Source organism: Thalassospira sp., assembly GCF_048059015.1.
Lineage (GTDB): Bacteria > Pseudomonadota > Alphaproteobacteria > Rhodospirillales > Thalassospiraceae > Thalassospira.
Genome location: NZ_JBLLNT010000007.1, coordinates 145,170 through 170,370, shown reverse-complemented (window position 1 = coordinate 170,370; position 25,201 = coordinate 145,170). Strand labels below are relative to the sequence as shown.

The window sequence follows — 25,201 nt, the reverse complement described above, 5'->3', positions numbered from 1 at the left end:
TTCTTGTTTCCCATGATGTTCTGGGGTCTATTCGGATGGCTCCACTTCATATGGGATCCATATCCATGTCTGCGCCCCGTTCCAACCTGACATCAGGTCATACGGACAATAGCCCCCAACATTTCCCACGTCAGATTGCCGTGATGATTTTGGCGACGGTTGCTTGCTGCTTTGCGGGCAATCATGTGGCCGCCCGTCTGGCATTTGAAAACGGGACCGGGTTGTTGCTCGCCGTCCTATGCCGGTCGGGTGTGGCACTTGCGATCCTTGCCGTGATTGTCAGTATCCAGCGTCATTCCATTCGTTTGCCCAGCGGATCGCGGCGGTGGCAGTTTGTTTTAGGATTGATGATCACGATCCAGAGCCTGTGTCTTTATTCGGCGGTGGCGCGTGTGCCGGTGGCCTTGGCACTACTGACCGCCAATAGCTTCCCGATCATTCTGGCCCTTCTGACTTGGGGGCTGGGTGGGCCGCGCCCGACATTAAAGGCAACCGCCTTGATGCTGTTTATCCTGTCGGGGCTTGTTCTGGCACTTGATCTGCCGGGAATTCTTGGCGGGGGCGTTACGGTTACCGATGACTGGTGGCTTGGGATCGGTTTTGCCCTGATGGCGGCAACTGCATTGTCTGTGGCGTTCTGGGTGACCGATCACAAACTGGCGACGTTAAACGGATCGGTCCGATCGATGTTCACCATGCTGGTGGTCTTCATCGCCATGATCATTGCCGGTATTGGCGAAGTCCTGCCAGGCGGGATGGCATTGCCACAAGCTGTGCCGGGCTGGATCGGTTTGGCGGTTCTGGTGTTGCTTTATGGCGGGGCGTTTTCCGTTCTGTTCATCACCGTGCCGCGCCTGAATATGGCGCGCAACGCATCGGTGATGAATATGGAACCGATTGCCACATTGCTGTTTGGCTGGGTCGTGCTTGGCCAAATGATCAGCCCGATCCAGATGGTCGGCGGGGCAATCGTGATTTGCGGGATCGTCATCCTGACGCTGCGCAAGAGTGCTTGATGGCTTCTCAGTCTGACTGATTGGCTGTCTTCATGTTTTTGGCAAGAAAATCGATAAAGGCGCGAATACGGGTTGCCAGATGTTCGTGGCCTGCCCAAACGGCATGAACCGTTTCCATATCTGTGCTGGTCCATTCAGGCAGGATTTCGACAAGCTCACCGCGCTTGATTTCATCGTTAACGTGAAAGGCGCCAATCCTGGCAATGCCAATGCCAGCAACTGCCATCGCCTTGACCAAGGGGCCACTATTGCCCAGGAACTCGCCCTTGATTGTCTGGTCGAACTGACGACCTGTATCAGGATCGGTGAACGGCCAGAAATTGCGTCCCTTGATAAAGTTAAACCGCAGGCAATTATGATTGCCCAGGTCTGACGGAGACTTCTGGCGTGCCAAATTCCTCCAGATAGGACGGGGCGGCCACGATCATGCGTTTGGTTTCAAGAAGCTTGCGCGCCATCAGGTTTGAGTCGGGAAGTCCGCCCGATCTGATCGCGATGTCAGCACGTTCTTCCAGCAGATCGACAATGCCGTCTGTCTGGGTCAGGTCGACTTCGATGTCGGGATATTCGCGCAAGAAATCGGGCAGGATCGGCACAATGAAGACCTCGGAAAAGGCAACAGATGCATTGATGCAAAGTCTGCCACGTGGCGCGACATGGCCACCACCAGCGATCAGTCGGTCCGTCTCGTCAATCTGATCAAGGATGGTGCGCGCCCGATGAAGGTAAAGCTCACCTTCCGGGGTGAGTTGTAATTGCCGGGTCGATCGTACGATCAGCCGTGTGCCCAATCGGTCTTCAATGCGGGTGACGAGTTTGCTGACCGCAGATGGCGACATGTGCAAATCCCGCCCGGCCATGGAAAAGCTCCCATGTTCGACGACCTTGATAAAGGTCTCCATTTCACCCGCACGGTTATCCAATGTGGCCTCTTCTTTGAATTGAATTCACATATGGTTGTCGCGCAATCTGGATTATCGCGCAAGGATTAGCTTGGCATAGTCGCTTCAAATTCCGGGGTCATCCCGATGAAAACCATGATCCGCCCTGTGCGCGGAAGGAGAATTTGAATGCCACTTGCCTTGTTTGCGTTGACGATTGCAGCTTATGCAATCGGCACAACGGAGTTTGTGATTGTCGGGCTTTTGCCAACTGTTGCAAACGATCTTGCTGTGACCCTGCCGATGGCAGGTTTAATTGTCAGTGTCTATGCGCTTGGTGTGACGTTTGGCGCACCAATTCTGACAGCCCTTACCGGCGGAATGAACCGAAAATCCCTGATGCTGGGATTGATGGGGCTGTTTGTGATCGGGAATGGCGTTGCTGCGATCAGCCCGACTTACGAGATGCTGCTGGTTGCGCGTGTGATTGCAGCGTTTGCCCATGGTGTGTTCTTTTCCGTCGGGGCGACAATTGCTGCTGATCTTGTGCCGGAAGACCGTCGGGCGTCCGCCATTGCCATGATGTTCATGGGGCTTACTGTTGCCATCGTGACAGGTGTGCCTTTGGGAACCTTCATCGGTCAGATGTTTGGCTGGCGTGCGACATTTTGGGGTGTCTCTCTGCTGGGGCTGATTTCCTTTGTCGGGATCGCGGCCTTGTTGCCCGGTAACCTTAAACGCGGCGAGGCAACCACCATCATGGAACAGGTCCGTGTCCTGGGCAGTTCACGGTTGTTGATTGTCTATGGCATGACCGCCCTTGGATATGGCGGGACCTTTGTTGCCTTTACCTATCTGTCTGCGATTCTTCAGGAAATCAGCGGTTTTGCTGAAAGCTCGGTCAGTCTGATCCTGATTTTCTATGGTGTTGCGATTGCAATCGGCAACATTGTTGGCGGCAAACTTGCCAACCGTAATCCGGTCCGTGCGCTTAGCATCCTGTTTGTTCTGCAGGCCGCTGTCCTTGTCCTGTTCAGCTTTACCGCGATTTCGCCGGTTGCAGCAATCATGACACTCGGAGCCCTTGGTTTCCTGCAATTTGCCAATGTCCCGGGGCTTCAGCTTTATGTCGTGCAACTTGCCAAGCAACACCGACCGGGCGGCGTTGATGTTGCCTCTGCGCTTAACATTGCCGCTTTCAATCTGGGCATTGCGCTGGGCGCGTGGATTGGCGGGCAAGTTGTCGCATCAAGCCTTGGTCTTGGTGCAACGCCTTGGATCGGTGCCATTCTGGTTGTTATTGCCCTTGGACTGACGCGGCTAAGCGGATCGCTTGAGCGTCGTGATGTTGGCCGCTTGCAACCTGCCGAATGAGCAACTGCCTCCAAAGAAACCTCAACTTTTTTGGAACGAAATCATCCGTGTGATGTTTCGAAAACAGACCCTTGAACAAAAGGTTTGAACAATGTTTGATGTGAAAACAAATGGTGCAACCATTCCAGCCCTTGGATTTGGGACGTTTCGTATCGCCGAAGACGATGTGAAACGGATCGTTCCGAAGGCACTTGAAACCGGGTTTCGCCACATCGATACCGCGCAGATCTATGAAAACGAAGCCGCGGTTGGCGAAGCAATCGAGATGTCTGACGTGCCACGCAAGGACATTTTCCTGACCACCAAAGTCTGGGTCAGCAATTATCGACATGATGAATTCATCACCTCTGTTGATGAAAGCCTGCGCAAGCTTCGGACCGACCATGTTGATTTGTTGCTTCTGCATTGGCCGAACAATGATGTGCCTTTGGCAGAGCAAATCGGTGCGCTGAACGAGGTCCAGAAGGCCGGTAAAACACGTCATATCGGTGTCAGTAATTTCAATACGGCCCTGATGAGTGAAGCCGTATCGCTTTCAGATGCGCCGATTGTGACCAACCAGGTCGAGTATCACCCGTTCCTTGATCAGTCGGTTGTCATGAAGGCCGCCAATCAACTTGGTATGTCCCTGACGGGCTATTATGCGATGGCCGATGGCAAGGTGTTTGAGAATGATACACTCAAGGCAATTGCCGCGGATCAGGGTAAATCCGTCGCGCAGATTGTTTTGCGCTGGGTGATTGAGCAGAACAACGTCATCGCGCTTTCCAAAACCGTTGGCGATGCACGCGTCCTTGAAAACTTTGACATCTTTGATTTTGAACTGACCGGCGAACAGATGCAGGCCATTCATGATCTGGCCGATGAAAATGGCCGGATTGTCAGCCCGGATGGTCTCGCACCCGACTGGGACTGACGCAGTGATCACACGAGAAAGGGGCCAATCGGCCCCTTTTTGGGTGTGGAGATTCAGACTGCTTGTGAATGTCGGCCGTGCTGCGGGTCAAGATATAGTCAAAGGCGGCACATACCGCGCGGACCAACGGACGCCCCAATTCAGTCAATTCAATGTGACTGCCGTTAACATTGGCGATATTATCACTGCTCATCGCGCGGATGCGATCAAGGCCGGGGGCGAAGCGATCTGCTGATGTGTTATGTTCAGCGCATATATCATCAAGGTTCACAGCCAGATTGCACATCAGCTCATTGATGATTGCCCGGCGAAGTTTGTCTTCGGCTGACAGTTCGATGCCCTTTTCAATCGCACATTTGCCGTCCTCGACTGCGCGTTGCCAGCGGGCAAGGGCAGGATCGTTTTGTGCGTAGCCCTGTGGCAGGGATGAGATCGCCGATGGGCCAAAGCCGATCAGGGCGTCGGCGCGATCGGTCGTGTAGCCTTGGAAGTTGCGGTGCAGTTTTCCGTCCTTGAGCGCAATCGCCATGCTGTCGGCCTGATGGGCGAAGTGATCAAGGCCGATTGCGGCATAACCGTGCTTGGCAAGGCGGGTTTGGATTTCTTCGTATTGTGCCCAGCGTTCCTGCGTGTTGGGTAGGGTTTCGGTCGGGATTAGTTGCTGGTGCTTTTTCATCCAGGGCACATGAGCATAGCCAAAGACCGACAAGCGATCCGGGCACAGCGATACGGTCTGATCAACGGTTTCGCGAAGTGTTTTCAGGGTCTGATTGGGCAGGCCATACATCAAATCAACATTGATGCCGCGAATACCGCGATCACGCAGTTTGGCGATCACATCGCGCACAAGTTCGAAGCTTTGAATGCGATTAACGGATCGCTGAACGTCACTGTTAAAGTCCTGAATGCCGATGCTGGCACGGTTAAAGCCGCATTCGATCATGGCATCCATGAATTCGTCTGTCGCCGTGCGCGGATCCATTTCAATGGCGATTTCGGCATCAGGGCGGATCTCAAGCCATTCACGGATGGTGTTCATGATCTTGCGCAGATCATCAGCCTTAAGGATGGTCGGGCTGCCGCCGCCAAAATGGATGTGCGATACGCCAAACCGTCTGCCAGCAGGCAATTTGCCAAGCGTGCTTTTAATCTCGGTCAGTAGCGCGTCGACATAATTGATAATCGGTTTGTAATGCTTGGTGATTTTGGTGTTACAGCCGCAGAACCAGCACATTTCCTCGCAATAGGGGACATGCAGATAAAGCGATAGGGGCTGTTCGGGATCAAGGTCACCAAGCCAGCCTTCAAATACCGATCCATTAACACCTGCATGGAAATGCGGTGCGGTGGGGTAGCTGGTATAGCGCGGCAGTCGTAGATCGTATTTTTCGTAGAGCGCAAGCTGCATGACGGACATCCCGAATAATTCGTTCTGTCCGTCTTTTGCATTATTCCAATTTAGCGCGCCTTGATTTGCCTCAAGCGCGCAAATTTAGCCCATCAAAGATGTTTGAAGGCCGAAATCAGATCGGCACGCAGGGTGGCCAGTCGATCACGCCCGGCATCTTCTTCATAGGGTTCAGCCGTGCCAACGCCCCAGATCGGGCCCGGCCACGCCGGATCATCCTTGAAACGGCCGACCACATGGCAATGGAGTTGCGGCACCATATTACCCAGCATGGCGACATTGGTTTTATAGGCTTCAAAGCGGCGCTTGATGACCTTTGAAACAGCGGCGGCTTCGTTGCCAAGGGTGACGCGGTCCTCGGCACTCAGGTCATCATAATCAACAAGATCGTGGCGCTTGGGCACCAGGATCAGCCACGGATAACGCGCATCATTCATCAAAAGAACATGCGATAGCGGGCCATCGGTCACCAATGTCGTATCAGCGGCAAGTTGCGGATGAAGGGTAAAGGCGTTGTTCATCGATATCCTCGTTCCTGAAAAAGTCGCGAAGACGTTATAGCGACAACGCCTTTGAATGTCTTGAAATCCTTATGCGGTTTGGGTGCGAGATGTTTCGTTGAGCTCATAACTGTCCACATCTTCAATACAGCCAAGGGCGTTCAGACTGGTGCCTACAGCAGTGATCAGATCCGTGCGGGGCTCTTCACCAAGGATGGAGATCAATGCGTGATTGTCCATCTTGTAGCCATGTTGCCACAGATACCGGACTTCTGATGCCTCCTGACAGAACGACGAGATCGGTCGCAACAGATTGATCAGGGGCCAGGGCAGACGGCGGATTGAAAGCTTTCGCCCGACGCAGTGCTGCATGGCATTGATCATTTGTGTGCCGTCATGGTCCCAATGGCCTTCCATATGGAAGAGCGCAAATGGTTCGATTTCGGTTTCATGATCAAGCAACCGTGCCATGGTTTCCGCGACATCTGGCAAATAGGCCCATTGATGGCCGATGCCCGCTTTGCCGGGATAAGTGATTGCCGAGACTTTCTTGCCCGGTTTGACAAGGCACTGCGAAAACCAGTTGTTGCCCGCATTGGCGCCGAAATAATCCCCGGCGCGGACAATCAGTGCTTTTGCACCGTTCGTCGTCGCGTTCTCCAAGCGCCGTTCCATTTCGGCCCGAATGGCGCCTTTGCGGGTTCTTGGATGTTGCGGGCTGTCTTCGGTCACATTTTCCAGTGTCTCCGGGGCGAAGTTATAGACCGTGCCGGGAAGGACGATGCGTGCCTTGTTCACGATGGCGGCCCGGATGGTGTTATCAAGCATTGGCAAAACCAGTTGTTGCCAGTTGCGATATCCGGGCGGGTTCACAGCATGGATGATGGTATCAACACCGCGCGCGGCATTCAAGACGTCATCGGAAGACATTGCATCACCCATACGCCAGTCAATCCGATCACGCGGCACATGGGCCTTTGGTTTTGGAGCAGTGCGAACCAGTGCACGGATGTTCCACCCACGCCGCAGCAATGCGGCGGAAACTTCGCTTCCGATCCCGCCATTGGCGCCGATGACCAATGCGGTTCTGGTTTCATTTTTCGACATGGCTCAATCCTCCGACATGTGTGATGGGCGAAGGATAGAAGCGGGTCGGATAAAACAACATTCTATAAATGTGTTTTCATGCTATACAAAAATGTATGGATAGAAATGAACCCGACTGGAACCTGTATCGGACCTTTATGGCGGTGATGGAGTGTGGCTCCTTATCGGGTGCTGCACGTGTGCTTGGCCTGACGCAGCCAACGGTCGGGCGGCATGCGGATGAGCTGCAAGATCAGTTGGGTGTGGTCCTGTTTACCCGATCACAGGCGGGTCTTGTGCCAACCGATACGGCGATATCCTTGTTACCCCATGCAACAGCGGTTCAGTCGGCGGCGCGCGGGCTTCGACGCGCGGCAAGAGGTGATATCGGTTCTGTACGCGGAACTGTCAGGGTGACGGCAGCCGAAATTGTTGGCGTTGAAATCCTGCCACCGATCATAACAAAGCTTCGCCGCGATCATCCCGATCTTGAGATTGAACTTGTTCTGTCAAACCGTGTCGAGAACCTTTTGCGGCGTGACGCCGATATCGCGGTCCGCATGGTTGCGCCAGATCAGGATGCATTGATTGGCAAGCATATTGGCAATATCGATCTCGGCTTTCATGCGATGACAGATTACCTTGCCCATACCGGGTGGCAGGGCAGAGAAGGTGAAATCGGTTGGCATGAATTGGGCCAGCTTGATCTGATCGGCTTTGATACGGCGAGTGCTGATGTACGGGCGATGGTCGATCGCATGCCTGAAATTAATGCCCATTTTGCCCTGCGGGTTGATAGCAATATCGCCCAACTTGCCATGATGCGGGCAGGTTTCGGGATCGTTTTGTGTCAATTGGGTTTGGCGCGGCGCACACCGGGCTGTGTAAGGCTTATGCCCGATTTCACGATGGCACTGGATACCTGGGTCACCATGCATGAAGGCTTGCGCGATCATTTGCGGTGTCGTGTTGTGTTTGATGCACTTGTCGCCGGTATGCAGGCTTATCGGCGCGAAAGTTTGAACGCCTGAACATTGGTTTGTTACGGCGGGACAGGATTGGGCCATCCCGCCGCAAATTTCAGGCAACCTTGATCGCGGCATGCTTGGCGATCAGCTGATCCACAAGATCGCCAACCTTTTGTTCGGCGAGCTTGATCGATGTTTGGGTGCGGTCATCTGCGAACTCGTCATATTCGATTGCCGCACCGTACTGGTCGGTGATGCCGATATATTGAAGCGGGGTGAATACACCGCGTTCGACAAAGTTCAGATGATCAATTCGACCACCCTTGTCGTAGCCGTAATCACCGCGCGCAGATAAAACGACGATGGATTTGTTATCGGTGATCATTGGCCAATAGGGCACACCATCACGCGACCGGTCAAAGCCGAACGTTCGGCCAACGCGGACGATGTTATCGACCCAAGCCTTCATCTGTGCAGGCATGCCGAAGTTATACATCGGCACCCCGGCGACAATGATGTCAGCAGAAAGAAGCTCGTCAACCAGCTGATCGCTTTCAAGCAAAGCTTCATGCATCCAGTCTTCGCGGTCGTCGGGTTTGGTGAAGGCAGCATGCACCCAGTCGCCGGTGGTGGGTTGCGGCGGGGTTGCGCCGACATCGCGATAGATGATTTCGGTATTCGGGCGCTTTGCCAGCCAGTTCTGCATGAATTGCGCGGTTAGTCGACGCGTGTGGGACCCATGCGCTTTTTGATCAGAGCGTCCAGGGCGGGAGCTGCTGTCGATATGAAGAATTTTGGTCATCTTGTTCTCCATCTGATGAAAATGGTTCATCTGTGTTTCGGTTCTGGAGATAAGGTTTGCTCTGTTTCTTCTGATCCGGCAAAATCGAATTCCTCAGCCAATAGATGAGTTGAGTTCATCCATATGTCTTTACCACCCCTTGCTGCTCTGCGTGCCTTTGAGGCCGCGGCACGACATCAAAGTTTCAAGAATGCCGCAGCCGAAATCGCGGTAACGCCAACGGCGATCAGTCATCAGATCCGGTTGCTTGAAGAAACATTGGGCGTGCGGTTGTTTGATCGTCAGCCGCGCAAGGTCGTGCTGACCGCCGCCGGGCAGGAGCTTTATCCGGTCTTGCGCGACGGATTTGTATCCTTTGCCACGGCGATTGATCGGGTTCGACATCAAAAGACGTCCCGCAGTGTGACCGTTTCGGTCCTGCCGTCCTTTGCTGCGAAATGGTTGATGCCCAGACTGGCAAGGTTTCAGGAAAAGCACCCGGATATCCATCTGCGCCTGCACGCGTCGACCGAGGCGGTTGATCTGGCAAGTGGTGTTGCCGATGCCGCCATTCGCTATGGGCGGGGTTCATATCCCGGTCTTGTGGCGGAGCCGATGTTTTGCGACAGCTTTGTGCCGCTTTGTAGTCCCGCGTTAGGATTGAAGCGGCCCGAAGACCTTGCTCGGACGACGCTGCTGCATCTTGATTGGCTGCGGCGTGATGAAGCGACCCCGACATGGCAAAGATGGGCGGAAGAAGCAGGTATGACTGGTCGGCTGCCCTCAAATGGCATCACCTTTTCTGATGACACGCACGCCATTCAGGCGGCAATTGCCGGGCAGGGTGTGGTTCTTGCCAGTCCGGAAATGGTAAAAACCGAGATCGAGACGGGGCTTTTGACCGTTCCCTTTGGTCCGGAAATATCGGGCCATCAGTATCATTTCGTGCATACGGGGCGTGGTCAGAATGCGCGCGAAGTCGCGGCATTTGGTGCATGGATCACAGAAGAAATTGCGGCGACGGTTCAAAGACTTGCGATTTCCAGCGATTGACGATTGACCTGCTGGCTTGCATGGGAAACCATGTGCGCCCCTTCATTCTTGTTCCTGGTGTGTCATGCCTCGTTTTGCAGCCAATCTTTCATTTCTGTTTGCCGATCTTCCGTTTGAGAAGCGATTTGCTGCTGCGGCAGAGGCAGGCTTTGTCGGTGTGGAATATATAGGCGCCTATGACATGCCGCTTTCGACTGTAAAATCACTGCTCAGCGATAATGGCTTGGAACAGGTCCTGTTCAACCTGCCAGCGGGGAATTGGGAAACCGGCGATCGTGGATTGGCGTGCCGTCCGGGACGCGAAGATGAGTTTCGCGATTCTGTCGTCACGGCCCTTGATTATGCCGCAGCAACCGATTGCAAGATGCTTCATTGCATGGCGGGCGTGATGGGCAAGGATGAGGACCCGGGCGAACTCGCAAGGCTTTATTGCGACAATTTGCTATATGCTGCCGATCTTGCCGATCAGGCCGGTGTCGATATCCTGATTGAGCCGATCAATCCGGTTGATATGCCGGGTTACCTTCTGAATTCTATCGAGCAAGCGGCTGTGATTCTCGATCAGCTTGATCATCCGCGCTTAAAGCTTCAGTTCGATATCTATCATGCGCAGATTGTTGGCGGGAATATTGCTGCGCGTCTGGACAAGCATCTTGATAGCATTGCCCATGTACAGGTTGCCGGCGCACCGGGCCGTCATGAACCCGACAGTGGCGAGCTCAATTACCCATTCCTGTTCTATATGCTCGATCGCATAGGATATGAGGGATGGATTGGCTGCGAATACAAGCCGCATGGCAAAACCGAAGACGGGCTTGGCTGGGTTCGGCCTTGGATGCCAAAACCCGGTGCCTAAGCCCGTCGGTTTTCTTACCTCGAAACGTACGTTCTACTCGATCAGGATCGCGCGGAAATCATTCACATTGGTCAACGTCGGCCCGGTGATCAGGAGATCGTCTATGCGGGCAAAGGCGCTATAGGCGTCGTTATTGGCAAGATATTCGCGAAGATCGATGCCAAGTTTCTGAGCCTTGCCCCAGCTCGTACCATCAATGATGGCTCCGGCATTGTCTTCGCTGCCATCAATGCCGTCAGTATCAATTGCAAGCGCGCTAAAGCCCGGTTGATCTCGAAGCTGCAACAACAAGCCCAAAAGAAACTCACTATTGCGGCCGCCACGGCCACCTTTGCCACGGACCGTGACGGTGGTTTCCCCGCCCGATAACAACACACAGGGCTTGGGCGCAGGTTGCCCATGATTGGCAACCTGATGGGCGATCCCGGCATGCATGATGGCGACTTCGCGTGATTCGCCTTCGATGGCATCGCCCAGAATGACCGGGGTCAGACCCATGTTGCGGGCAACGGATGCGGCGGCCTCAAGGCTGTCTTGCGGGCGCGATAACATAATGGTTTCGTGTCCGTCAAAGCAGGCATCGTCAGGCTTTACCGTCTCATCTGCCGTGCTGCGCAAAAGGTCTTCGGCGGCCTGTGGGATATCGATTTGATAGTGACGGATGATCTCAAGTGCTTCCAGACCCGTGGTCGGATCGGCAACCGTCGGACCGGACGCAATGATTGCCGGATCATCACCGGGCACATCGGACACCAGATAGGTCACCATACGCGCGGGGGCCGCGGCCTTTGCCAGTCGGCCGCCCTTGATCGCAGAAAGATGTTTGCGCACACAGTTCATTTCCGAAATCGTCGCACCACTGCGCAGCAGGGCCTTGTTGATGGCCTGCTTGTCATCCAGTGTCAGTCCCGGACCGGGCAGGGCCAAAAGGGCTGAACCCCCACCGGAAATCATGCAAACCACAAGATCATCGGGGCCGGCGGTTTTAACGATTTCAAGGATGCGTTTGGCGGCCTGTTCGCCCGCGGCATCCGGAACCGGGTGGGATGCTTCGACGATTTCGATCTTTTCGCACGGTACGGCATGGCCATAGCGGGTGACTACCAGACCTTCGAGATCTCCTTGCCATGCTTGTTCGAACGCACGCGCCATATTGGCCGATGCCTTGCCTGCGCCAATGACAATGGTTTTGCCCTTGGGCGGTTTTGGCATGTTTTGCGGGATTTGAACCCCGGGGTCTGCTGCCTTAAGGGCGGCATCCATCAAGGCCAAAAGTTTCTCGCGCGAGGTCGTCATGTTGGGTTTCCCTGAATGTATTTATGGTCTCGGCCGTTATGATTTGGCGATTACGTCGCCTGTTTGTCTGAGGCCGTTTTAAAGAAGTCGAGGACCGCCTGAAGGTGATTGGACATTGCCTTTTCGGCGGCATCCGGATCACGTGCGGCAATTGCTTCGATGATGTCGCGGTGGTGGTCTTGCACCATGCGATCAAACGATGGACCGGTCATGGAATTGAACCGGATTTCGGTAAGGGCTGCTTGCAACACGTCATGGAGCATTTTCATGACGTGGTAATAGATGATCGAACCGGTCGCACGGCCGATCATCATATGCAGTCGATGGTCATCATCCGCGCGGTATTTTGCCGCACGTCGCGGATCATGCGCCTGACGGAAGGCAAGGCGCAGAAGTTTGATATCTTCGTCACTGGCATTAATTGCGGCCCGACGTGCCGCCCAGGTTTCAAGCGTGCAGCGGATTTCCTGAAGATCGCGCAGGTTGTTGATCGAATCGCGCACCAGATCGGTCATCGCGGTATCCATATCAATCCCGGTAGATGACAGGATTTCGGTGCCGCCGCCTTGAACCGCGCGCAGGTATCCGCGCGTTTTAAGCTTTTGCAGGGCCGCGCGTACAGAAACCCGACTGACCTTCATGCTTTCGGCAAGCTGGCGTTCACCAGGCAGGCGATCACCGGGCAGGAATATTCCGTCTGAAATCTTTTCAAGAATTTGGTCGGCAACCTGATCGGCAATGCGCTTGGGACGTTTGGCGTCTTCGATCTCTTGTGCCGAGAGTGATTTGGCAGACGGCATGTTGGGTTGTCTCCAATCGTTCTTTCTGTGCCAAGGCTGCGGGTGAAACCCGATAATGGTCATACCAGTTTACGGGATGTTTGACCCATACGCAAAGCGTGATGCATCAAGTTCGCGCTTATTGCAGGGCAATCTTGTCTAATTGCAGATAAATTGATAGTTCAACAGAAGCCGAAATTGCTGCATCTGTTCTACAAATGACCAGTTCGCGCATTCGGCCATACCCGCCGTCACCAACACCACCGAATTTCAGGAGAATACGCGTGCGTAACCAGGCAGGGCCCTTGTTGGGCCAAGATGATCCCGCCCCGTTTGAAGTTTTGAACGAAGAAGGCAAGGGGCATTCGCTTTTTGTTTGTGATCATGCGTCACGCACCATTCCGAAAAACCTTGGCACCCTTGGCCTGCCCGAGGAAGAGCGCAAACGTCATATCGGCTGGGACATTGGCGCGCGCAAGGTCACCGAAATTCTGGTTGAACGGTTTGATTGCCCGGCGGTTCTGGGCGGCTATTCACGCCTTGTCATTGACTGCAACCGTCAACTTTGGGACCCGACCGGCATGCCCGAAATTGCCGATCAAACCGTTGTTCCGGGCAACAAGAACGTCTCGCCGACGGAGCATATGAAACGTATTCGCGAGATTTTCCTGCCCTATCACGGCGCAATCGAAGAACGCATTGCGAATTTCCATGCCCATAAAATCGTCCCGGCCTTGATCGCGATCCACAGCTTCACCCCGGTATTCCAGGGCTTTGAACGCCCGTGGGAGATCGGCATTCTTTGGGATCAGGATGATCGTATTCCGGTGCCGCTTCTGGCCAAATTGCGTGAACAGAACCCGGATTTGACCATTGGTGATAACGAACCTTATTCGGGTCAGCATATGGCCGATTACACCATCGATCATCACGGTGAAGCCGGTGGTTTGCCCTGTGTGTCGATTGAAATCCGTCAGGATCTGATTGATACTGATGAAGGTTGCGAGAAATGGGCAAAGATCCTTGGTGATGCCTTTGTCGACATTCTTGCCGACCCAAACCTTTACAAGATCAGGAGAGACTGATTTGGCAGGGGCCAGCGCGCAAGAGCCGGGATTTTCCATCGGCATAGAAGAAGAATTCTGGCTGGTTGATCGCCAAAGCCGCGATCTTGCAAAGGACCCGCCCCCCGAGTTTCTTAAAGACGCCAAGGCCAAGCTGGGCGATCAGGTTTCCAGCGAGTTCATGCGCTGTCAGATCGAAACCGGCAGCAAGGTCTGCAACTCGGCCTCAGAAGCACGCGAGCAGCTTATTCATATGCGCACCAGCCTGTCAGAGGTAGCGGCGAAATATGACATGGCGTTGCTCGCGGCATCGACCCACCCGTTTGCGCAGTGGGACAATCAAAAACATACTGACGGCGAACGTTACAACACGATTGCGCGCGATTTGCGCACCGTCGTGGACCGTCTTCTGATCTGTGGCATGCATGTGCATATCGGCATCGAGGATGATGATCTTCGGATCGAGTTGATGGCACAGGCGAGCTATTTCTTGCCGCATCTTCTGGCACTTACCACCAGCTCCCCATTCTGGCGGGGCAGGGACACCGGGCTTCAGACATTCCGTCTATCTGTGTTTGATAACTTGCCGCGTACCGGGTTGCCTGAAGTGTTCGGTTCCTGGGCTGAATATCGTCGTCATGTCGATATGCTGATCAATGCTGGCGTAATCGAAGACGGCACAAAGCTATGGTGGGATTTGCGACCGAGTGATCGTTGGCCGACGCTTGAAATGCGGATTGCCGATGTCTGCACCGATCTTGAAGATGCCATTTGTGTGGCGTCGATTACGCGTTGCGTGATGCGGATGCTGTATCGTCTGCGCCGCAATAATCAACGTTGGCGGATCTATTCGAACATGCTGGTGCGTGAAAACCGCTGGCGGGCGTGTCGTTATGGCAGTGATGCGGGGGACAAGGCCGGACTGATTGATTTTGGCCGGGGCGAGATCATGCCTTATGCCGACCTGGTCGAAGAAATCCTTGAGCTGATCCGACCGGATGCGGAGTTCTTTGATTGCGTTGCCGAAGTCGAACATGCCCGCACGATTGTTCATCGCGGCACCAGCGCACGTCGCCAGCGTGAAGTTTTCAACGCTGCGATCGAAACCGGTGCCAACACGCAGGATGCGTTGGTAGCGGTGGCCGATATGCTGATTGATCAAACATTGCCCGGATCAAGTTCTGCGTCGTAACGGCACTTGTCAGCGCGAAGTGCATTGAGTATCGTCGCGCCGCATTTAAAATTTTCGCGCACCGGATATCCGCTGTGCAATCCATCATCGGAGAAGAATTGATGACCGAAGTCGGTGGTATCGCAGCCGATCAGCTTGCGAGTTATGTCGAGCGTATCGAACGCCTTGAAGAAGAAAAAGCCAACCTGATGGCTGACATCAAGGAAGTCTATGGCGAAGCCAAGGCCCTTGGTTACGACGTGAAAATCCTGCGCCAGATCATCCGTCTGCGTAAAATGGAAGACCACGAGCGCACCGAACAGGAAGAAATTCTTGAAGTCTACAAGCGTGCCCTTGGCATGAGCTGATCTGCTTTGAGTGGACTTCAATAGATTTAAGGGCCCCATCGGGGCCCTTTTTTATTGCGCAGTATCTCTGAATACCCAGAGGTTCATGGCGCAGAAGCTAAAAACCATCGAAACAAGTGCTGCAACTACAAGGGCGACAAGCGGAGCTGACCAGTTTAACCACACAATCCCACTGTAAATAGAATAGTTCAAACCAAACGATAACACTTGCACAGTTAGGTATGAATTGAACTGCCTTCTTTTGTTCGTTTTGCTGGCCTCAAACGTTATGGAGCTGTTTAGGATCCAGGTGATGATCAAGGCTGATGAGAACGACATCAGTCTCGCGCTGTAAGGGTCGATATTTGCTTGGGTTGTTGTGATCCATAGTAGTCCTGCATCGGTGGCAAATCCAACCACTCCAACGGCAATGAAACGAGCCCCTTTTCTAAGTAATGACCTGTTGATCACTTGTTGCTCTCTGCTTTTAATTCTAAGCGCAGGGTTTTCAATTGATCTGCATGCAGCAAATAGGCAAGCCTTTTAACTTCCCATTGCCCAATGCCAGTATTTGACAGGATCAGTCCTGTCATGAAGCTAAGTATTCCGGCAAGCATCACGCCGACTGTCAAAATCGCAGTAGGAAGACGTGTGACCAAGCCGGTTTCAAGATACTCAATGACCAAAGGCAAACCGAGCAGTACGGAGAAGACAGAAAGGAATGCTGCGACCAAACCGTAAAATACAAATGGTTTGTGGGTTGCTGTGAATAAAAGGATGCGGGACAGGATACGTGCACCGTCCCGGTATGTCCGAAGTTTGCTTTCGGTGCCTTCGTGACGAGCTCCGTAAGATGTCGGAATTTCCGCAACAGGTGCACGGAGCATAATGGCGTGGACGGAAATCTCGGTCTCGATCTCAAACCCCGTCGAAATTGCCGGGAAGGTTTTGACGAAGCGTCGTGAAAACACCCGATACCCTGAGAAAATATCGGTAAACCGCTCACCAAATAGCTTGGCGAATACGGTGTTGAATAGGCGATTGCCCATGCGATGTCCGCTTCGATAGGCTGCCTGTTCTTTTTCCGCACGCGTACCGACAACCATATCAAGGCGATCAGTAACGAGTTTATTGATAAGTTGGGGCAGGGCTGTGGCGTCGTATGTGCCATCTCCGTCCGCCATCACATAGATGTCAGCCTCTACTTCCGAAAAGCCTCGCCGTACAGCGTTCCCTTTACCCGGAAGTGTTTCTCCTATTACGGTCGCGCCAACCGACAGTGCCTTTTCTGCGGTGTCATCCGTTGATGCATTATCGATTACGACAATTTGCGCGGACGGGATGATTTCTCGGAACGAGGCAATCACATGCGTGATCGCTTTGCCTTCGTTATAGCAAGGAAGCAAAATCGCGATCCGCGCGCTTTCATAGATGTCGTTTGACTGGTGATCAGACATTGTCGTTCCCCTCGGCCGCAGTTGGTCGACGTTTTTCTCGCCAATCCCGTACACGTTCGCGAGCCCAAAGTGCAAAAAATGCAAAGGCAATTGCAAAGCCTGGCAGTGCCGTCATTTGGTAGCGTGCCAAGTTTAAGCTAAATGCTGCGTAGAACACCAACGAGAACAATGATGGCAATAGCACAGCTATCAGCAGTGCCTGCCTGCGCCGTAACGCATAAACTAGCAAGGCTATAAATGCGGGAAATGTAATTACAGCGAATTCGTCAATCCAAATGCCGCGGTATGTCAACGGCAAGGTCGTAACAAGGTGTTTGATTGGGTGAGACAAAATTGCGTCTTTGAGCTCTTGCTCTGCTTTGTCGGATGCCTCAACACTGCTTAGTCCTTCTGTCGCGACGATCTCGTTGGCACGCTTGCCAAAGCCCAGTTGCCCTCGAAGATAGTATCCATCTTCTTCATACCAGCCAAATGGCTTGACGACTTCGGCAGGAAACAGATCTTCTGCCCAACCGTCACCTGCGCCACGGGTCCAATATGTGAAGGCTGCAAGATAATCGACTAAGTCCATTTCATTAAAGACGACACGCGTGCTAAGCGCAATGCCGCCTCGACTATCAGTGAACTGATAGCGGCCGGTGATGTCGTGGTTACGATCCATCCACAACGCAATGGGCGTCGTCGCAATTATCAAGAAAACAGCCAGTTTCGAGAGCGATGAGCGCCATGCCGATTTACTGAGGATAACGAGCAGGAAGCCTACGATCAGAGCAACCGGGAGGAAGTAAATGTAGATCGCTTTGGTAAAGGCAAGCCACACGAATGTAGCGCCCGGGAAAATCCATGCCAGTGGGTTTTGTTTCTTCCAAGCCCATACAACGGTCATCACAAGCAGGCTTGCAAGGAACAAGGCCAATGGATCAGAAATCATGTAGTCATGATTCTTGTGTGCTTGATGGTTCAGCCAAATGTGCATGCCACCCATAACTGCGGCGAACGGACTGCCGGTAATGCCACGGACGGCAAAAAACATCGCAAAGCCAGCTGCAACGATCAGTATTCGGTTGGTCCACTTGCCCAATACGTAAGGTTCTAGCCCACAGCCTTTTTCTATCAGACAATCACCAGTGATCTGAGAAATACTGCCGTTTAACTTGAGGATTTGAGATAGCAGTAGAGGATAACCGGGTTCTCTAGAAATCGAGGGAGCTATGGTATCCTGCGTGGAATTGATGTTCTCGTTAACGGTGCCAAACTTTGCCAAATTGACAGCGATACCGATGTATTGTCGCGCGTCAGCATAATCGGGATGTTGCGCAGGCCGAAGTGTTCCCATCCAAATAAGACAGATTATTGCACCGAGTGTGCACCAGAAAATCTGTGATTTTCCAAGTGGCTTTAATGTCGCAAGGATGTTGCGCAGCATTAGTCATCTACCCCCAAAATTCTGTGGGCGCAGCATAATGGCATTGAATTTGGAGGTAAATTTTTTAGTGTTGAGAACCCGACATTTATTGTGATGAGCAGAATTCATGGTTTCCCGCCCCGAGATTACATCTGAAGTTACCGATGGCGTTTGCCGTTTGTTGTTTCATCATAAGATGGCATGCCTAACGGAGCTGCGTCTTGCTAGCGGGCGACGGCTGGATGTTTTGGCGCTTGGCGCTAAAGGGGAGCTTTGGGCGGTTGAGGTGAAGTCGTCGGTTGAGGATTTCAAAGCTGACCATAAGTGGGAAAGCTATCTCGATTATTGTGATCGGTTCTTTTTTGCGGTGCCGATGCAGTTTCCCAAGGAACTGATCCCGGTTGATGTTGGCTTGTTTGTCGCGGACCGGTTTGAGGCGGCGATTATTCGTCCGTGTGAAGAACGAAAGCTGTCAGCAGCGCGGCGTAAGAAGCTTCTGATTTCGTTTGGGCAAACGGCGGCTTCGCGATTGGCTGGAAATTCCGGGGATGCCATCTTTGTTTCGTGATGTACTTTGTCGCGCTATGAAAAAGGCCCCGCGTTTTGGCGGGGCCTTTTTGTTTTGTGCTGTCGAGATTATTCGGCAGCTTTGAGATGTTCTGGCGGATTGCGGAACTGTTCGATCAGTTCAAGCTCGCGCTTTTTGACCTTGTCGATATTGCCGTCCTTCACATGGCCATAGCCACGGATCTGCTCGGGCAGGGCGAGCAAGGCATTGGCGATGCGGGCATTGTCCGCATTGAGGCCGTCGATCACTTCGGTCACGAGTTTCTCGTAATCGGCAATCAGTTGGCGCTCCATTTTGCGTTCATGGGTGCGGCCAAACGGATCAAGTTTGGTGCCACGCAGGAACTTGAATTTCGCGAGCATTCGGAACGCATTCATCATCCACGGGCCATAGACCGATTTCTTGAGTTGGCCGTTTTCTGGATCCTTGTCGGCAATTGCCGGCGGGGCAAGGTGGAAGTGGATTTTGTAATCGCCCGTAAAGTTCTTTGCGACCTTCTTGAGGAATGCCGGGTCCGTATAGAGACGGGCCACTTCATACTCGTCCTTATAGGCAAGGAGTTTGAAGTAGTATTTCGCAACTGTACGGGCCAGATCATCATCGCCACCAAGACGTTTTTCAGCAGCGGCAACCTGATCAACAAGCTGGGTGAAACGTTCCGCATAAGCCGCATTCTGATAATCGGTCAGGAAGGCACGGCGTTTTGCGACGATCTCGGAAAGCTCGGTTGCGATCGGATGAGCTTCGGTCTCGTTCGGACCAACCACATCAATCACGCGTTTCGGATCGTGCGCGAACAGGCGGCCCCAATAGAAGGACTGCTTGTTCATATCGACAGCAACCCCATTAAGTTCGATCGCCTGCATCAATGCTTCTTCGGTGATCGGGATCAGGCCACGCTGCCAAGCAACGCCCAGCATAAACAGGTTGGTCGCGATCGAGTTACCCATCAGGCGGGTTGCGATATCGCTTCCTTCAACGAAATGCACCGCATCCGAACCACAGGCATCATTGATGACCTTCATATGCTCGTTGGTTTTGAGCTGGAAGTCAGGATTGCGGGTAAAGGCACCCGTCACGGTTTCATGGGTATTGATCACGGCCTGGGTAAAGTTCCGGCGCATCTTGGCCAGACCTTCGAAGCTTGCCGCAACCAAAAGGTCACACCCCAGAACCACATTGGCTTCGCCCGCCGGGATACGTGCGGCATGGAGCTTGTTCTGGTCATTGGCAAAACGGATGTGGCTGACAACAGCACCACCTTTTTGCGCAAGACCCGCCATATCAAGTCCAACAATACCCTTGCCTTCGATATGGGCTGCCATACCAAGAAGGGCACCAATCGTGACAACACCGGTACCACCAACACCCGTGATCAGAACCGACCAAGGTTCGTCAATGTCGGGCAAGGCCGGGCGCGGCAGGCTGGCAAAAACGGCATCGCCGCTATTGTCGCCTTTGGCGGCGGCTTCGGGCTTGCGCAAGGAGCCACCTTCGATGGTGACAAAGCTTGGGCAGAAGCCGTTCAGACAGGAGAAGTCCTTGTTACATGCAGACTGATCAATTGCGCGCTTGCGGCCAAATTCGGTTTCAACCGGAACCACGGCAAGGCAGTTTGATTTTTCACCGCAATCGCCACAACCTTCGCAGACAAGATCGTTGATGAAGACGCGCTTGGGCGGATCAACCATCAGTTTGCGTTTACGACGACGGCGTTTTTCCGCCGCACAGGTCTGATCAAAGATCAGGATCGTGACGCCTTCAATCTCACGCAGTTCTTTCTGGGTGTTTTCAAGCTCGTCACGATGGCGGATATCAACACCCGGCGCAAAGTCCGCACCCATCGGGTATTTATCAGGTTCATCAGACAGAACGATGATGCGTTTGGCACCTTCGTCAAACATCTGGCGCGTGATCTGCGGCACGGTCAGCGGTCCGTCAACCGGCTGGCCACCCGTCATGGCGACCGCATCGTTAAACAGAATTTTATAGGTGATGTTCACACCCGACGCGACGGCGGCACGCACGGCCAACGAACCGGAATGGTAATAGGTGCCATCACCAAGGTTCTGGAAGACGTGCTTTTCGTTGGTAAACGGTGCCTGACCGATCCAGGTGACACCTTCGCCGCCCATATGAGTAAAGGTTTCGGTCGAACGGTCCATCCAGTTGACCATGTAATGGCAACCAATACCGGCCATGGCGCGGCTGCCTTCTGGCACCTTGGTCGAGCTATTATGCGGGCAGCCCGGGCAGAACCACGGAATGCGCGCGACATCCGGGCGTGGCTCGGCGATTTCTTTTTCTTTTTCGGCAAGCCAGTCAAGGCGTTCATGGATGGCCGGGCTGTCATAGAAACGTTTGATGCGTTCAGCCAAAACCACGGCAATCCGTGCCGGGGTCAGTTCATCCATGGATGGCAGGATCCATTCGCCTTTTTCATCGAATTTGCCAATGACCGTGGGGCGGACATCTTCGCGCCAGTTGTAAAGCTGTTCCTTGACCTGGTTTTCCATCACCGCGCGTTTTTCTTCAACGACGATGATTTCCTCGAGCCCCATGGCGAATTCGCGCACGTCATCACGGTTAAGCGGCCAGCTCATGCCAACTTTCAGAACCTTGATACCGATTTTTGCGGCGTCTTCCTCGGAAATGCCAAGGTCATCAAAGGCCTGCATAACATCAAGATAGGCCTTACCCGTGGTGATGATGCCAAGACGTGCATTCGGGCTATCGATCACGGTTTTATTCAGCTTGTTCGCCCGTGCATATGCCAGTGCGGCATATAGCTTGTATTTCATCAGGCGATGTTCTTGTTCCTTGGGCGTATCGGGCCAGCGGATATGCAGGCCGCCTTCGGGCATGGCGAAATCGGCCGGAATGATTGGCGTGATGCGATCGGGGGCAACATCAACCGCGGCCGAGCTTTCAACGGTTTCGGCAATGGTCTTCATCGCGACCCAGCACCCGGAATAGCGGCTCATGGCCCAGCCGTGGATACCGAAATCAAGGATGTCTTGCACACCTGACGGGTTCAGAACCGGGATCTGCGCATCAATAAAGGCATATTCAGTCTGGTGGGGAAGGGTCGATGATTTGCAAGAATGGTCATCACCGGCCAAGACCAGAACACCACCATGCTGGGACGTACCGGCGTGGTTGGCGTGTTTGAAAACGTCACCGGACCGGTCAACACCCGGTCCCTTGCCGTACCACATGCCAAAGACGCCATCATATTTGGCGTCTTTATACATATTGACCTGCTGGCTGCCCCAAACGACGGTGGCGGCAAGGTCTTCGTTTACACCAGCCTGAAATTCGATCTGCTGTTTGGTCAGGAATTTCTTGGCGCGCCAAAGCTGTTGATCCAGTCCGCCAAGCGGCGATCCGCGATAGCCTGAAATGCAACCGGCTGTGTTGAGCCCTGCGCGTGCGTCAAGCTGGCGCTGCATCAGGGGCAGGCGAACCAGTGCCTGAATACCTGTCAGGTAAACCCGACCTTCTTCAAGGGTATATTTGTCGTCCAGACTAATTGCCGCCAATTGTGCCATGACCGGTCTCCCTCGGGATCTCTCTGAAATGCGGGGTCAATTTGGGCCGTATGCACTGCATTTATTGATATGGGGGTTGCTGCAGCGTTTCGGTATGACCTGTATCTATTTCGTCCGATGGTGGCTGCGGGGCCGTGATCGGACATTAGAATGGTAATGAATGCTGACCTTTTTTCAAAACGAACTCGCATCGCAAAGTGTAAAACGCCTGATTGCATCGGTTGACGTTGGGTCAACTTATTATTTACTTATTCCGGTACCAATTTGCGCGCAATATAATTGCGTCGGTGTTGCGGTGCGATATTTCAATGACGGTCGAGTCTGTGCTCGGAACCTAAAAAACAACGTGTTACGGTTGGTCGGGTTTTGGGTGCTCTGATCTGAGCAGGAGCAAATTATGGAACAGCGTGTTTCGCTGATTACTTTGGGTGTGGCCGATCTGGATCGTTCACGCCGTTTTTATGAACAGGGCCTTGGCTGGCAGATGACCGAAATGGTCGAAGGCCAGGTCGTGTTTTATCAATTGTCCAATGGTTTGGCTTTGGGGCTGTTTGGCCGCAAAGATCTGATCAAAGACGGACAGTTCGATGACGATAATGGTGCGACTTTTGCCGGACTGACATTGGCCTATAACGCGCGCAGCGAAGAGGAAGTCGATCAAGTGATGGCGGAGGCCGAAAAGGCCGGTGCGAAAATACAGAAAGCCGCAGAGAAGGTTTTCTGGGGCGGGTATTCCGGCTATTTCCGAGACCCGGACGGACATGCGTGGGAAGTGGCGTTTAACCCGTTCTGGGAAATTGATGCCACGGGCAACCTGAACATTCCGCCCGCCAAATCGTAATCAAAAACGTTTGTGTCAAAGCCCCGGTCGATGGATCGGGGCTTTTGGTTTTTGTGGGGTAAATCGGCCTGGATGAATGTGATAGGCATTTCAAAACACATCAGGTTCTTGTAGATTTAATGCATTGAATTCAAACCATCAGGAGTAACGGATGACGCAGTCAGACTGGATCATGCAGTTTCCGGGTCTTTCACGACTGCCCCAGAACATCCGTGACTATTTGCACGCCCAGAGCAAGGTGATTGATATCCCGGCGGACACTGTTATTTTCGGACCGGGTAAACCGCCAGAACAACTTTTGTTGCTGTTAAGCGGGACTGTGCGGGTTCAGAAAACATCGGAAGAAGGCCGCGAGATTGTTTTGTATCGGGTGCATGCCGGTGAAAGCTGTGTTCTGACAACCGCATGTCTGATGGCCTATGAGGATTATTCGGCCGAGGGGATTGCTGAAACCGGTCTTCGTGCGGTGGCAATTCCACGTGAAGTCTTTGACAGGATGGTAGCGGACTCATCAGAGTTTCGTCAGTTCGTCTTCACGGCTTATTCCCGGCGGATGACCGACCTGTTCACCGTGGTCGAAGAAATTGCTTTCCGCAGGCTCGACATCCGCTTGGCGCAAAAAATTATTGAGCTTTCAGCGTCCGAAGAGAGCATTCAGGCAACGCATCAGAAGCTTGCGGTCGAGCTTGGTACGGCACGCGAAGTGGTTTCCAGACAGCTTTCGGAGTTTCAGCGTCGCGGTTGGATCGAGCTTGCGCGCGGGGTTATCCGCATTCTTGATCGCGGAGCAATTCAGGGATTGGCGGAGAACTAAATTCCAATCTGAGCCTTACACAGGGCAGTGTGTGTCTTCAAGTCCATAAAATTATGATGTTAAAATAAAAGGGTCCTTGTTTGGTGACTTGGTCACAGACGCGGTTACGGCGCCTGCTTTAAACTCTCCTTAACAGTGAAAAATTGCGCGCTATGTGCCGCGCCGAAGCGCAGGAGTTAACATGTCCTCATATCCGGTAAATATGTCGGTGAGCCCCTATGTTCGCGCCTTCTTTGACAAGGCGACCAACACCATCAGCTATGTGGTCAAAGACCCGAAAAGCGATGCGTGCGCCGTCGTGGATTCTGTGATGGATATCGACTATGCCGCCGGACGGATCAGCCTTGATCATGCCGATGCGATTATTGCCGACATTTCCGAGCGCGGGCTTGATCTTCAATGGATCATTGAAACCCATGTTCATGCCGATCACCTTTCTGCGGCACCCTATATTCAGGAAAAGCTTGGCGGGAAGCTTGGCATTGGCGCGAACATCAAGATTGTTCAGGAAACCTTTGGCAAGATTTTCAACGAAGGAACCGAGTTCCAGCGTGACGGCAGCCAATTCGATAAACTGTTCGAAGACGGTGATTGCTATCAGGTTGGCGAGATGACCTGCTTTGCCATGTTTACACCGGGCCATACGCCAGCGTGCATGGTGCATGTCATGGGCGATGCGGCTTTTGTCGGTGATACGCTGTTTATGCCAGATGGCGGGTCGGCACGCGCAGATTTCCCCGGTGGGGATGCTGGGGTGCTTTATGACAGCATCCAGAAAGTCCTCACACTTCCAGACGATATGCGCCTGTTCATGTGTCACGATTACGCACCAAACGGGCGGGACATTAAATGGGAAACGACAGTTGGTGAAGAACGCCAGGCCAACATTCACGTTGGTGCAGGCAAATCGCGCGACGAGTTCATTGCCTTTCGTACCGAACGCGATGCACAGCTTGATATGCCGCGTCTGATCCTGCCGTCATTGCAAGTCAATATGCGTGCGGGGAAATTGCCACGCGATGAAAGCGGGCGACCGATGCTCAAAGTGCCGTTGAACGGGCTTTGATGG

25 protein-coding genes are annotated in these 25,201 nt (G+C 53.3%); 13 read left to right on the top strand and 12 right to left on the bottom strand.

The window, feature by feature from the left end; all coding sequences use genetic code 11:
* Window positions 1–65: 65 nt before the first annotated feature.
* Complete coding sequence (locus ACMZ66_RS11605) at window positions 66–1,016, top strand: EamA family transporter (RefSeq protein ID WP_416937363.1); 951 nt, start codon at window positions 66–68, stop codon at window positions 1,014–1,016.
* Between the two features lie 7 nt (window positions 1,017–1,023).
* Here ACMZ66_RS11605 and ACMZ66_RS11600 read toward each other — a convergent pair whose 3' ends face one another.
* Entirely contained in the window at window positions 1,024–1,410 is a 387-nt protein-coding gene (locus tag ACMZ66_RS11600; RefSeq protein WP_416937362.1) for a LysR substrate-binding domain-containing protein, read from the bottom strand.
* On the bottom strand, window positions 1,370–1,939 hold the full coding sequence (locus tag ACMZ66_RS11595; protein ID WP_416937361.1) for a LysR family transcriptional regulator: 570 nt from the start codon (window positions 1,937–1,939) through the stop codon (window positions 1,370–1,372). Before ACMZ66_RS11595 ends, ACMZ66_RS11600 begins: the two co-directional genes overlap by 41 nt.
* Before the next feature lie 147 nt (window positions 1,940–2,086).
* Between ACMZ66_RS11595 and ACMZ66_RS11590 the strand changes: the two genes are divergently transcribed.
* The gene (locus ACMZ66_RS11590; protein ID WP_416937360.1) at window positions 2,087–3,271 is read left to right on the top strand and encodes an MFS transporter; all 1,185 of its coding nucleotides are present in this window, start codon (window positions 2,087–2,089) and stop codon (window positions 3,269–3,271) included.
* Between the two features lie 91 nt (window positions 3,272–3,362).
* Window positions 3,363–4,187 carry an aldo/keto reductase gene (locus ACMZ66_RS11585; RefSeq protein WP_416937359.1) on the top strand — a complete coding sequence of 275 codons (825 nt, stop codon included), beginning with the start codon at window positions 3,363–3,365 and terminating at the stop codon, window positions 4,185–4,187.
* Here ACMZ66_RS11585 and hemN read toward each other — a convergent pair.
* From hemN to ACMZ66_RS11570, 3 genes are all read right to left on the bottom strand, one after another.
* Window positions 4,153–5,595, bottom strand: a complete 1,443-nt coding sequence (hemN, locus tag ACMZ66_RS11580) for an oxygen-independent coproporphyrinogen III oxidase (protein ID WP_416937358.1) — start codon at window positions 5,593–5,595, stop codon at window positions 4,153–4,155. The genes ACMZ66_RS11585 and hemN overlap by 35 nt on opposite strands.
* A 92-nt stretch (window positions 5,596–5,687) precedes the next feature.
* Entirely contained in the window at window positions 5,688–6,116 is a 429-nt protein-coding gene (locus ACMZ66_RS11575; protein WP_416937357.1) for an HIT family protein, read from the bottom strand.
* A 69-nt stretch (window positions 6,117–6,185) separates the two neighbouring features.
* Window positions 6,186–7,202 carry an NAD-dependent epimerase/dehydratase family protein gene (locus tag ACMZ66_RS11570; protein ID WP_416937356.1) on the bottom strand — a complete coding sequence of 339 codons (1,017 nt, stop codon included), beginning with the start codon at window positions 7,200–7,202 and terminating at the stop codon, window positions 6,186–6,188.
* A gap of 95 nt (window positions 7,203–7,297) precedes the next feature.
* Between ACMZ66_RS11570 and ACMZ66_RS11565 the strand changes: the two genes are divergently transcribed.
* Window positions 7,298–8,212 (top strand): LysR family transcriptional regulator, encoded by a 915-nt coding sequence (locus ACMZ66_RS11565; protein ID WP_416937355.1) that lies wholly within the window; start codon window positions 7,298–7,300, stop codon window positions 8,210–8,212.
* Window positions 8,213–8,261: 49 nt separating this feature from the next.
* Here the strand turns inward: ACMZ66_RS11565 and ACMZ66_RS11560 are convergent, their stop codons facing one another.
* Window positions 8,262–8,951: an FMN-dependent NADH-azoreductase gene (locus tag ACMZ66_RS11560; protein ID WP_416937354.1), complete on the bottom strand. Its 690-nt coding sequence runs from the start codon at window positions 8,949–8,951 to the stop codon at window positions 8,262–8,264.
* A 123-nt stretch (window positions 8,952–9,074) separates the two neighbouring features.
* On the opposite strand from ACMZ66_RS11560, the gene gcvA reads away from it, so the two are divergent.
* Both gcvA and otnI read left to right on the top strand, forming a co-directional pair.
* Window positions 9,075–9,983, top strand: coding sequence for a transcriptional regulator GcvA (gcvA, locus tag ACMZ66_RS11555; RefSeq protein ID WP_416937353.1), 909 nt, complete (start codon window positions 9,075–9,077; stop codon window positions 9,981–9,983).
* A gap of 64 nt (window positions 9,984–10,047) precedes the next feature.
* Entirely contained in the window at window positions 10,048–10,839 is a 792-nt protein-coding gene (gene otnI, locus ACMZ66_RS11550; protein WP_416937352.1) for a 2-oxo-tetronate isomerase, read from the top strand.
* A gap of 33 nt (window positions 10,840–10,872) precedes the next feature.
* On the opposite strand, the gene ACMZ66_RS11545 is transcribed toward otnI, so the two are convergent.
* The gene (locus tag ACMZ66_RS11545; protein ID WP_416937351.1) at window positions 10,873–12,135 is read right to left on the bottom strand and encodes a glycerate kinase type-2 family protein; all 1,263 of its coding nucleotides are present in this window, start codon (window positions 12,133–12,135) and stop codon (window positions 10,873–10,875) included.
* A 50-nt stretch (window positions 12,136–12,185) separates the two neighbouring features.
* Entirely contained in the window at window positions 12,186–12,935 is a 750-nt protein-coding gene (locus ACMZ66_RS11540; protein WP_416937350.1) for a FadR/GntR family transcriptional regulator, read from the bottom strand.
* Between the two features lie 263 nt (window positions 12,936–13,198).
* Here ACMZ66_RS11540 and ACMZ66_RS11535 point away from each other — a divergent pair, with 263 nt between their 5' ends.
* From ACMZ66_RS11535 to ACMZ66_RS11525, 3 genes are all read left to right on the top strand, one after another.
* Entirely contained in the window at window positions 13,199–13,999 is an 801-nt protein-coding gene (locus ACMZ66_RS11535) for an N-formylglutamate amidohydrolase (RefSeq protein WP_416937349.1), read from the top strand.
* Between the two features lies 1 nt (window position 14,000).
* The gene (locus ACMZ66_RS11530; RefSeq protein WP_416937348.1) at window positions 14,001–15,170 is read left to right on the top strand and encodes a carboxylate-amine ligase; all 1,170 of its coding nucleotides are present in this window, start codon (window positions 14,001–14,003) and stop codon (window positions 15,168–15,170) included.
* A 101-nt stretch (window positions 15,171–15,271) separates the two neighbouring features.
* Complete coding sequence (locus ACMZ66_RS11525) at window positions 15,272–15,517, top strand: DUF2312 domain-containing protein (protein WP_007090950.1); 246 nt, start codon at window positions 15,272–15,274, stop codon at window positions 15,515–15,517.
* A 51-nt stretch (window positions 15,518–15,568) separates the two neighbouring features.
* Here ACMZ66_RS11525 and ACMZ66_RS11520 read toward each other — a convergent pair whose 3' ends face one another.
* Genes ACMZ66_RS11520 through ACMZ66_RS11510 form a run of 3 tightly spaced genes read right to left on the bottom strand, consistent with a single transcriptional unit; the run spans window position 15,569 to window position 18,379 of the window.
* Window positions 15,569–15,967 carry a GtrA family protein gene (locus ACMZ66_RS11520; RefSeq protein ID WP_416937347.1) on the bottom strand — a complete coding sequence of 133 codons (399 nt, stop codon included), beginning with the start codon at window positions 15,965–15,967 and terminating at the stop codon, window positions 15,569–15,571.
* Window positions 15,964–17,007 (bottom strand): glycosyltransferase, encoded by a 1,044-nt coding sequence (locus ACMZ66_RS11515; protein ID WP_416937346.1) that lies wholly within the window; start codon window positions 17,005–17,007, stop codon window positions 15,964–15,966. The genes ACMZ66_RS11520 and ACMZ66_RS11515 overlap by 4 nt, the downstream gene beginning before the upstream one ends.
* The gene (locus ACMZ66_RS11510; RefSeq protein WP_416937345.1) at window positions 16,946–18,379 is read right to left on the bottom strand and encodes a hypothetical protein; all 1,434 of its coding nucleotides are present in this window, start codon (window positions 18,377–18,379) and stop codon (window positions 16,946–16,948) included. Before ACMZ66_RS11510 ends, ACMZ66_RS11515 begins: the two co-directional genes overlap by 62 nt.
* Before the next feature lie 106 nt (window positions 18,380–18,485).
* On the opposite strand from ACMZ66_RS11510, the gene ACMZ66_RS11505 reads away from it, so the two are divergent.
* Window positions 18,486–18,926, top strand: coding sequence for an MmcB family DNA repair protein (locus tag ACMZ66_RS11505; RefSeq protein ID WP_416937344.1), 441 nt, complete (start codon window positions 18,486–18,488; stop codon window positions 18,924–18,926).
* A 68-nt stretch (window positions 18,927–18,994) separates the two neighbouring features.
* On the opposite strand, the gene ACMZ66_RS11500 is transcribed toward ACMZ66_RS11505, so the two are convergent.
* Window positions 18,995–22,477 (bottom strand): indolepyruvate ferredoxin oxidoreductase family protein, encoded by a 3,483-nt coding sequence (locus tag ACMZ66_RS11500; protein ID WP_416937343.1) that lies wholly within the window; start codon window positions 22,475–22,477, stop codon window positions 18,995–18,997.
* Window positions 22,478–22,874: 397 nt separating this feature from the next.
* On the opposite strand from ACMZ66_RS11500, the gene ACMZ66_RS11495 reads away from it, so the two are divergent.
* From ACMZ66_RS11495 to ACMZ66_RS11485, 3 genes are all read left to right on the top strand, one after another.
* Window positions 22,875–23,318 carry a VOC family protein gene (locus ACMZ66_RS11495; protein WP_416937342.1) on the top strand — a complete coding sequence of 148 codons (444 nt, stop codon included), beginning with the start codon at window positions 22,875–22,877 and terminating at the stop codon, window positions 23,316–23,318.
* Between the two features lie 151 nt (window positions 23,319–23,469).
* The gene (locus ACMZ66_RS11490) at window positions 23,470–24,132 is read left to right on the top strand and encodes a Crp/Fnr family transcriptional regulator (protein ID WP_416937341.1); all 663 of its coding nucleotides are present in this window, start codon (window positions 23,470–23,472) and stop codon (window positions 24,130–24,132) included.
* Window positions 24,133–24,334: 202 nt separating this feature from the next.
* The gene (locus tag ACMZ66_RS11485) at window positions 24,335–25,198 is read left to right on the top strand and encodes an MBL fold metallo-hydrolase (RefSeq protein ID WP_416937445.1); all 864 of its coding nucleotides are present in this window, start codon (window positions 24,335–24,337) and stop codon (window positions 25,196–25,198) included.
* The last annotated feature ends 3 nt before the right edge of the window (window positions 25,199–25,201 follow it).